At 69.1% G+C, this 9,563-nt stretch carries 9 protein-coding genes; all 9 read left to right on the plus strand.

The genetic code is table 11. From position 1 onward, the window contains the following. Window positions 1-88 precede the first annotated feature (88 nt). From ALA01S_RS11200 to ALA01S_RS11240, 9 genes are read left to right on the plus strand one after another with little or no spacing between them, the layout of a single operon-like run. Complete coding sequence (locus ALA01S_RS11200) at window positions 89-802, plus strand: SDR family NAD(P)-dependent oxidoreductase (protein ID WP_066336052.1); 714 nt, start codon at window positions 89-91, stop codon at window positions 800-802. 15 nt (window positions 803-817) lie between these two features. Next, window positions 818-1,291, plus strand: a complete 474-nt coding sequence (locus tag ALA01S_RS11205) for a bacteriohemerythrin (protein WP_238455769.1) — start codon at window positions 818-820, stop codon at window positions 1,289-1,291. Further along, window positions 1,288-2,274, plus strand: a complete 987-nt coding sequence (locus tag ALA01S_RS11210) for a fumarylacetoacetate hydrolase family protein (protein WP_066336059.1) — start codon at window positions 1,288-1,290, stop codon at window positions 2,272-2,274. The genes ALA01S_RS11205 and ALA01S_RS11210 overlap by 4 nt, the downstream gene beginning before the upstream one ends. After that, complete coding sequence (locus tag ALA01S_RS11215; protein WP_169805899.1) at window positions 2,271-3,254, plus strand: Bug family tripartite tricarboxylate transporter substrate binding protein; 984 nt, start codon at window positions 2,271-2,273, stop codon at window positions 3,252-3,254. The genes ALA01S_RS11210 and ALA01S_RS11215 overlap by 4 nt, the downstream gene beginning before the upstream one ends. Beyond that, complete coding sequence (locus ALA01S_RS11220) at window positions 3,251-5,536, plus strand: CoA transferase (RefSeq protein ID WP_066336062.1); 2,286 nt, start codon at window positions 3,251-3,253, stop codon at window positions 5,534-5,536. The genes ALA01S_RS11215 and ALA01S_RS11220 overlap by 4 nt, the downstream gene beginning before the upstream one ends. Beyond that, window positions 5,533-6,270 carry an SDR family NAD(P)-dependent oxidoreductase gene (locus ALA01S_RS11225; protein WP_066336063.1) on the plus strand — a complete coding sequence of 246 codons (738 nt, stop codon included), beginning with the start codon at window positions 5,533-5,535 and terminating at the stop codon, window positions 6,268-6,270. Before ALA01S_RS11220 ends, ALA01S_RS11225 begins: the two co-directional genes overlap by 4 nt. Window positions 6,271-6,288: 18 nt before the next feature. Beyond that, window positions 6,289-7,572 (plus strand): acyl-CoA dehydrogenase family protein, encoded by a 1,284-nt coding sequence (locus ALA01S_RS11230; protein ID WP_066336065.1) that lies wholly within the window; start codon window positions 6,289-6,291, stop codon window positions 7,570-7,572. Then, the gene (locus ALA01S_RS11235; RefSeq protein WP_066336067.1) at window positions 7,569-8,627 is read left to right on the plus strand and encodes a phosphotransferase family protein; all 1,059 of its coding nucleotides are present in this window, start codon (window positions 7,569-7,571) and stop codon (window positions 8,625-8,627) included. The genes ALA01S_RS11230 and ALA01S_RS11235 overlap by 4 nt, the downstream gene beginning before the upstream one ends. Before the next feature lie 23 nt (window positions 8,628-8,650). Beyond that, window positions 8,651-9,421 (plus strand): SDR family NAD(P)-dependent oxidoreductase, encoded by a 771-nt coding sequence (locus ALA01S_RS11240; RefSeq protein ID WP_066336069.1) that lies wholly within the window; start codon window positions 8,651-8,653, stop codon window positions 9,419-9,421. The last annotated feature ends 142 nt before the right edge of the window (window positions 9,422-9,563 follow it).

Genomic DNA, 9,563 nt, shown 5'->3' on the forward strand with positions numbered 1-9,563 from the left:
TGGGGTGGCAGGCATTGACGGCGCGTTGGAGGAAAAGTCTAATAGCTGAACAGATTCAATCAATCTGTGCAAATCTACGGAGTTACCCTTGGATTCCACACCTGCGGCGGCTGCCGCTTCACTTTCTTCCCGCCGGGTGCTGGTGACCGGCGGCCTGGGTGCGCTCGGACGTGCGGTGGGCAACCTGCTTGCCGAACGCGGCGCCCGCGTGGTGCTGCTCGATCGCGCGCCGACGCACTCGCTGCCCGGCATGGCTGGCGTGCTGGGCGACGTCGACCTGGGCGACCAGGCGGCCACGGCTGCAGCGCTGGAGCAGGCTTGCAGCCTGTTGGGCGGCCTGGACTCGCTCGTCAACGTCGCTGGCGGGTTCCGCTGGGAGACCCTGGAGGGCGGCAGTGTCGAATCCTGGGATGCGCTGTACGGGATGAACCTGCGCAGCGCCGTCGTGGCCAGCCGCGCAGCCCTGCCGTACCTGCTGGCCGCGGCACCTGCGGCGATCGTCAACGTCGGCGCATTGGCGGCCAACAAGGCTGCGCTGGGCATGGGCGCGTATGCGGCGTCCAAGGCCGGCGTGGCCCGGCTCACCGAGGCCCTGGCCGAGGAGCTCAAGGACCGTGGCGTGCGTGTCAACGCAGTGCTCCCGAGCATCCTGGACACGCCGGCCAACCGTGCGGACATGCCTGATGCCGATTTCGCGCGCTGGGTGCATCCACAGACGCTGGCCACCGTGATCGCGTTCCTGCTGTCCGACGATGCGCAGGCCGTTACCGGCGCCTGCATTCCCGTGGCAGGGCGGGTCTGAAGCATGGGTGCACCAATGCAGTGGACCGAGGCCTACCTGTTGGGCTACCCGGCCATGGATGCGACGCACCGCGAGTTCGTCGACTGCGTTGCCGCGTTGCAGGCCGCCGGCAACGCCGACGTGCTCGCACGGCTGGACGCGGTGGCCACGCACCTGATCGAGCACTTCCATCAGGAAGAGGCGTGGATGGCCGACAGCGGTTTCCCCGCCGCGCAGTGCCACGCCGACGAACATGCAGCGGTGCTGAAGTCCGTGCGTGAAGTCCGGGCGATGCTGGACGACGGTGCGCAGGACCCGGCCCGGGTGCAGGTCGCACGTGACCTGGCGGCCGCGCTGGAGAATTGGTTTCCCGGCCATGCCGATTACATGGATGCCGCGTTGTCTCACTGGATGAGCAAGCGCGCGCATGGGGGCGCGCCGGTGGTGCTGCGACGTGGGGTGGCCAGGACACCGGAAGATTCCAATGTCCAGGAGGACTGTTTCAAATGAGACTTGTGACCTATGAACGCGCCCAGGGCGTGCAGCGCTGCGGTGCGTTGATCGAGGGCGGCCAGGCCGTGCTCGATCTGGGACACGCGGCGCAGATCGCGCTGGGGGGCGATACGGCGGCCTTCGGCAGCGTGCAGGCCCTCATCGAGGCCGGTCCGGCGGTGTGGGAGGCGGCTCGCAATCTGATTGCTCGCGCACCGGCTGAAGCGGTGCTGGCGCGCCAAGACGTACGCCTGCGCGCGCCCATCCAGCCACCGATCCAGATGCGCGACTGCTCCTGCTTCGAACTGCACCTGCGACAGAGCTTTGCCGCCGCAAGACGGCTGCGTGCGATGCGCACGCCGGACCCCGAGGCCACGCTCAAGGCCATGAGCACACGCGCCGACGATCGAGTGATCGACACCTTCAACCGCCAGCCGATCTATTACAAGTGCAACCGCTTCGCCACCATCGGCGCCGATGACGACGTGGTGTGGCCTGCCTACAGCCAGGCGTTGGACTTCGAGCTCGAGTTCGGCTGCTACATCGGCAAGCGTGCCAAGGACGTGCCCAAGGAAAAGGCGCGCGAGCACATCTTCGGCTACACCATCTTCAACGACATCAGCGCGCGCGATGCGCAGGCGGTCGAGATGGGCGGCATGCTGGGTCCGGCCAAGGGCAAGGACTTCGACACCGCGAACGTGATGGGACCCTGCCTGGTCACGGTGGACGAGCTGCCCGATCCCTACCAGTTGACGATGGTGGCGCGCGTCAACGGCCAGGAGTGGGGCCGTGGCAACACCAGCACGATGCGCTGGACCTTCGAGGACGTGATCGCCCATGTCTCTCAATCCGAGACGCTGTACCCGGGCGAGTTCCTAGGCTCCGGCACGGTGGGCAATGGTTGCGGACTGGAGCAGCTGCGCACGCTCAAGCCGGGCGATGTGGTCGAGCTGGAGGTCGAGGGCATTGGTGTCCTGCGCACGCGCATCACCAAGCCGTGAGACGTCGCACCGCATCGAAGGCGCTGTGCGCGGCCTTGCTGCCCGGTGCGGGACTGGTGCCCGGCGCCGTGCGCGCCGCAGTTGAAACGACACCGAGGCGGCCGATCACGTTCGTCGTGCCGTTCACCGCAGGAGCCGCGCCCGACGGGCTGGTGCGCGCGTTGGCCCATGAGGTCGGCCAGCAGGCGGGTGTGCCGGTGGTCGTCGACAACAGACCCGGGGCCGGCTCGGCGCTCGCCGCCACGGCGGTGTCCCGGGCCACGCCCGACGGCCACACCGTGCTGGTCACGGGCAACGTCACGATGACGGGGAATCCGCATGTCATGCGACGGCTGCCCTATGACCCCGCCAGGGATTTCACGCCCGTGACGCCGCTGTCGCGCGGACCGATGGTCCTGTACGTCAATCCGGCCACGGTCGTGTCGGCCTCGGTGCAGGATCTGGTACTGCGGCTGCGCAGGCAGCCGCTGCGATACTCGTTCGCGTACACCAGCATCACCAGCCGGCTGCCGGCCGAGGTGCTGCAGCGTGGGGCCTGCAACCGGCTCACGGGCATTCCCTACCTCAGCGGTGCAGCAGCCCTGTCCGACCTTTTGAGCGGCCGAGTCGATCTGCTGTTCACCGATTTCTCGCCCTGGCCCCATGTCGCGTCGGGACGTCTGCGCGCCCTGGCCGTCACCGGGGCCTTGCGCAGTCCCAGCGCACCGGAGTTGCCCACCTTTGCCGAGACCGGTATCAAGGACATGGACATCGGCTTCTGGATCGGCGCTTACCTGCCGGCACAGGTCGACGAAGCGCTCGTGATGCGGCTGCAAGGCTGGCTTCGGCGTGCCGGCGCTTCGGCGGCAGTGCAAGAGGCCCACAAGCGGCTGGGAACCGTGGAATTCACGCTTGCGCCCGCGCAATTCGCGCGTTTTCAAGCTTGGGAGATGCAAACATGGGGCCACCTCATTCGTCAGGTGGGGATCGAGGCGCAATGAGTCAGGAGCCGGGCATCCTCGATGGTTTGCGGGTGGTGGATCTGGCACAGGGTCTCGCGGGCCGTGCGGCAACACGCTACCTGGCCGAGGCCGGAGCCGACGTGGTGCGGATATCGCGCCCCGGCGCATGCGAGCCTGGCACCGGGACGCTGTTTCGCGTGCTCGACCGCGGCAAGCACCCGATGGCGCTGGATCCAGCCGATGCGCCTGGCCTGAAGCGGCTGCATGCTCTCCTGGCCGCGGCCGATGTGCTGGTGCATGACTTCACGCCCGCGCAAGCTCGCGCGTTGGGACTCGACGATGCCGCGCTGGCAGCGCTGAACCCGCGCCTGGTGTTCTGTGCCATCGGCGGCTGGCCGCAGCGCCATGCGCGGGCCGACGATCCCGTGGCAGAGACGCTGGTGCTGGCACGGCTGGGCCTGCTGGACGAGCAGCCCGGGCATCGCGACGGCCCCGTGTTCATCCGCATGCCGTTTGCCGGCTGGATCGCGAGCTGGCTGGGTGCCGTGGGCGTGATGGCGCGGCTCATCGCCCGCGACCGCAGCGGCACGGGCGGTGCGGCGCACACGAGCCTGGCGCAGGCGGCCCTGGTGCCGATGACGATGCACTGGTCCCGCGCGCAACGGCCCAGTCCTGTCTTCGCCCAAGGCCTGCCCAAGTCGACACCCATTCCCCTGCACCAGGCCAGTGACGGCCAATGGATCCACGTTCACTACTCTCCCGATGCCGCGCCGTGGATGGCGCAGGCACTCGCTGCCATGGGCCCCGAAGCCGTGGCTGCGGAAAACGCCAAGTACCCGCCCAGCCATGTTGCGCCCAACTTCGGGGCCAACAAGGCCATCATCGCCACCCGGCCTGCGCAGGAATGGGTGCGCCATTTTTGGGAACACGACGTGGCGGCCCAGATCGCCGCCCCCTTCGGCGCCATCTATGCAGACGAACAGGCGCGGGCCAATGGCTACATCGCCGAGGTGGAAGACCCGGTCCTGGGCCCCACGCTGCAGCCCGGTCCTGCCGTTCACGTGGAGCCGCCTTGCCGGGTGCAGGTGCGCGCCACGGCGTTCGACGTGGATGTCCCGTGGCCGTTCCCATCCGCCTTGCCGACACCGGCTCCTGAGGCAGGGCGGGCCTGCCACGCGCAGCCGCCGCTGCACGGCCTGAAGGTGCTGGACCTGGGTGCGTACCTGGCCGGTCCGTTCGCCTGCATGTTGCTGGCCGACCTGGGCGCCGAAGTGGTCAAGGTGGAGCCGCCCTCGGGCGACGCGATGCGGCGCCTGGAGCGCATCTTTGCCGGTACCCAGCGGGGCAAGCGCGCACTCGCCCTCAGACTGGGGACGCCGCAGGCGCAGCCGGTGTTGCAGGCGCTGGTGCGCCAGGCTGATGTGGTGCACCACAACATCCGGATGCCGGCCGCGCGCAAGCTCGGGATCGCGCCGCAGCAGTTGCGTGCGCTCAAGCCCGAACTCGTCTGCGCTCACGTCAGCTCTTACGGTCCGCACGGCCCCCGTGCCGACTGGCCCGGCTTCGACCAACTCATGCAGGCCGCCTGCGGCTGGGAGCTCGAGGGCGGTGGCAAGGGCAACCCGCCGATGTGGCTGCGCTTCGGCGTGGGCGATCACCTTGCCGCTGGGGCCTCGGTATTTGCAGTGCTGCTGGGCCTGTATCGCAAGACGCGTACTGGCCAGGGACAGGCGGTGGCTGCCTCGCTGCTTGGCGCGATGCTGACCACCGTGGCCGAGGCCGTGGCGCTGAGCGACGGCAGCATCACGCCCATTGCCCACCTCGACCAGGACCAGGCCGGCATTGCGCCAACGCACCGCCTGTACCGCTGCGCCGACGCCTGGATGGCCGTGGCCGCCTTCTCGCCGCAGGCGGTGGCCGCGTTCGAGCGCGTCGCGGGCAGCGATCCGCAGGCTCATTTCAGCCGGCTGACGCAAGCCCAGGCCCTGGCCAGCCTCGATGCGGCCCGCGTGCCGGCCGCGCCGGTCCTGCAGGCCCAGGGCGAACCCTTCCTGGACGATCCCGCGCATGCCGCCGCGGGGCTGCATGCCCGCTACATCCATGCCGAGTACGGCGAGTTGCAGCAGGTCGGCGCGTTGTGGGACTTCCGTGACCTGCCGCTGTCCCTGCACCTCGCACCGCCCGCCCTGGGCGAGCACAGCGAAGCGGTACTGCGCGAGCTGGAACTGGACCAGGCCGCCATTGACGCCCTGGTGCAAGCCGGCATCACGCGGTGCCGACCCGCCACGGCGATGGCTCCCACTGCGAAAGCGACGACATGAACCTTCTGGACTTCAGCGGCCAAACCGTGCTCGTGATTGGCGGATCCAGCGGCATAGGCAACGGTATCGCCCAGGCCTTCCGCCAGTACGGCGCCACCGTGCACGCATGGGGTACGCGTGCGAACGCGGCCGACTACGCCGACGAGCCGGGTTGCGACTTGACGGGGCTGCACTACACGCAGGTGGACGTGTCCGACTGGCGCCGTGTGGAAGCTGTCCCGCTGCCTTTTGATCGGCTCGACGTGCTCGTCCAGGTCCAGGGCACCGTGCGCTACCAGCAGCAGGAATTCAAGGCCGAGGTGTTCAGCAAGGTGGTGGACGTCAACCTGATCAGCCTCATGGCCTGCGCCGACCGCTGCCATGGCGCGCTCAAGGCTGCAGGCGGACGCATGATCATCGTCAGCTCCGCCGCGGCCTTCCATTCCACGCGCGGCACACCCGCCTACAACGCATCCAAGACGGGTGCCTTCGGCCTGACACGCACGCTGGCCGAGGCTTGGGCGCGCGACGGCATTCGCGTCAACGGCATCGCGCCGGGGCTGGTGGAGAGCAAGCTCACGCGCGTGACCACGCAGAACCCGCAGCGCCTGGAGTCCGCGCTCAAACGCATCCCGCTGCGCCGCCTGGGCCAGCCTCGCGACATGGCCTACGTGGCGCTCTTCCTGGCATCGCCGATGTCGGACTACATGCTGGGGCAGACGCTGCTGGTGGACGGCGGCATGTTGCTCGCCTGATACGAAGGAGACCATCACATGGCCTGGGATTTCGAGACCGATCCCGAGTTCCAGCGCGAGTTGGACTGGATCGCGCAGTTCGTGCGCGAGCGCGTGGAGCCACTGGATGCCGTGCTGGGCAGCCCTTGGAACATCCACGATCCGCGCTTCGAGCAGCACGTGCGGCCGCTGCAGGCGCAAGTCAAGGCGCGCGGCCTGTGGGCCTGCCATCTGGGGCCCGAGCTCGGCGGCGCCGGCTACGGTCAGGTCAAGCTGGCGCTGATGAACGAGATCCTGGGGCGCTCGTCCTTCGGACCCATCGTCTTCGGATGCCAGGCCCCGGACTCGGGCAACAGCGAGATCCTGGCGCACTATGGCACGCCGCAGCAGAAGCGCCGCTGGCTGCAGCCGCTGCTGGACAACCGGATCGTGTCCTGCTTTGCCATGACGGAGCCCCAGGGCGGAGCCGACCCCGCGGTGTTCACCACCTGTGCCGTGCGCGAAGGCAACGAATGGGTCATCACCGGGCGCAAGTGGTTCGCGTCCAACGCGCGCTTCGCAGCCTTCTTCCTGGTCGTGGCCGTGACGGATGCGCAGGCCCCCGTCACCGCGGGCCAGTCGATGTTCATCGTGCCGGCCGGCACGCCCGGGCTCTCGATCGTGCGCGACGTGGGCATCGGCGACGAGCCCGAGGCCACGCACGGCTACCTTGACTTCGACCACGTGCGCGTGCCGGTTGACCACATCCTGGGCCAGCCGGGCAAGGCGTTCGAGGTCGCACAGGTTCGCCTGGGCGGTGGCCGCGTGCACCATGCGATGCGCACCATCGGCCTGGCGCAGAAAGCGCTGGACGCGATGTGCGAACGTGCGCTGTCACGCCGTACTCAGGGATCGCTGCTGGCCGACAAGCAGATGGTGCAGGAGCGGATTGCCGACTCCTGGATCGAGCTGGAGCAGTTCCGACTGCTGGTGTTGCGCACCGCCTGGCGCATCGACCACTACAAGGATTACCGGCGCGTGCGCCAGGACATCGCCGCCGTGAAGGCAGCCATGCCGCGCGTGCTGCACGACATCGCCGCCCGCGCGCTGCACCTGCATGGCTCGATCGGCGTCTCGACCGAGATGCCCTTTGCCGGCATGGTGCTGCGGGCCTTCCAGATGGGCCTGGCCGACGGGCCAACGGAGGTGCACAAGATCACGGTGGCACGCCAGGAGCTGCGCCGCCACCAGGCCAGCGCTGCGCTTTTCCCGGCCTACCACAAGCCCACGGCAGCGGCACAGGCGCGGGCCGTGCTCGGCATGGATGGGGACGTGCCGGCATGAGTGCACTGCCGGGCGTCTCCCCCGAGGCCGTGGATGTGCTGCGGCTGCAAGGCTGGATGCAGGCCCGGGGGCTGGACCACGGCCCCATCGAGCAGGCCCGCATGCTGTCCGGTGGCACGCAGAACCTGCTGGTGCACCTGCGGCATGAGGACGGTTTTTGCTGTGTGCTGCGCCGTCCACAGCTGCCAGCGCGCGCCGAGGCAGGTGCAGCGCTGCTGCGCGAGGCACGTGTGCTGGGGGCGCTGGCAGCCACGGCAGTGCCGCATGCGCGGTTGCTGGCCGCTTGCAGCGATGACGGTGTGCTGGGCGCGCCGTTCTACCTCATGCAGGCCATAGACGGCTTCAACCCGTCCGGCACACCTTTGCCTGGTAGGCATGCCAAGGATCCTGCGTGGCGCCGCCGCATGGGGTTGGCCCTGGTCGATGCGCTGTTGGCGCTGGGCGAAGTGGACCCTGCGGCCATGGGCCTGGCGGACCTGGGCCGCCCGCAGGGATTCCTGCAGCGGCAGGTCGGCCGCTGGCAGCGTCAGCTCGAAGGCTGCCGCGGCCTTGACGGCTGGGAAGGCCCCGAGGGCCTCACCGGCGTGGCGGAGGTCGGCCGCTGGTTGCAGCAGCATTGCCCCGCGGCTGGTGCGACCGGGCTGATGCACGGCGACTTCCACCTCTCCAACGTGATGTTCCGTCGCGACAGCCCCGAGCTTGCCGCCGTCGTGGACTGGGAACTGACCACCATCGGTGATCCGCTGCTGGACCTGGGCTGGCTGCTGGCCACCTGGCCCGACGCCGCGGGCCAAGGCGCGGGCACGATCCGTGTGCAGCCATGGAGCGGTTTCCCGACGCCGGCCGAGCTGGTGGAGCACTACGGCAGGCACAGCCCCCGCCCACTCGATCACCTGGACTGGTACGTCGTCCTGGCGCGCTACAAGCTGGGCATCCTGCTGGAGTGCAGTCACGCGCGCAGCTGCGCGGGCCTGGCCGACCCGTGCGTTGGCAAGCGCCACCATGCCTCTGCGCAACGCCTGCTGCACCAGGCGCTGGACCTGGTCGAATCTTGAACCCCATGGACGGAGACCCTGCGATGAGCCTCGAAGGAAAGCGTTTCATCGTCACTGGCAGCGCACGTGGCATCGGCGCCAGCACGCTGCGGGCGCTGGTGGCGGCCGGCGCCTCGGTGGCGGCGTTGGACGTGAGCGACGCAGACGGCGAACGCCTCGCGCGCGAAACCCACGCTGCCGGACCTGGCCGATCGCGCTACTTCCACTGCGACGTGCGTGAGCGCGCGCTCGTGCATGCGGCGGTGGACGAGGCCGTGGCCTGGCTTGGCGGCCTGGACGGCCTGGTCAACATCGCCGGTGTGGAGCGGCAGGCTCCGGCCGAGGACCTGTCCGAGGAGGAGTGGGACCTGATGTTCGACGTCAATGCCCGGGGCACGTTGCACACCAACCAGGCGGTGTTCCGGCATCTGAAGGCCCGCGGCGGACGGATTCTCAACTTCGCATCCGCGGCCGGCGTGATGGGGCTGCCAGGCTGCGCACATTACTCTGCGGCCAAGGCGGCAGTCCTGGGCTGGACCCGCACCGTGGCCAAGGAATGGGGCATGTACGCGATCACCGTCAACGCGATCGCGCCCGGCATGTGGACGCCCATGTACGACGCTCACCGCGCCCGGATGGACCAAGCGCAATTGCAGGCGCACGACGCCATGATGGCGCGGATGATCCCCTTGGGAGGCCGCCTGGGCGACCCGGACCGCGACCTCGCTCCGGTGCTGGTGTTCCTGCTGGGCGAGGGGGCGCGTTTCATCACGGGCCAGACACTGGCCGTCGATGGCGGGTTGATGATTCCATGAGGAAGCAGCCCGGTGCGTGAGCGCCGGTACGGGGACAGCGTCCAGGCGCATCCGCCCGCGCCGCGGCAGGCAGGCAGGCAGGCAGGCAGGCAGGCAGGCAGGCAGGCAGGCAGGCAGGCAGGCAGGCAGGCAGGCAGGCAGG

The organism is Azohydromonas lata NBRC 102462, from assembly GCF_001571085.1.
GTDB classification, from domain to species: domain Bacteria; phylum Pseudomonadota; class Gammaproteobacteria; order Burkholderiales; family Burkholderiaceae_C; genus Azohydromonas; species Azohydromonas lata.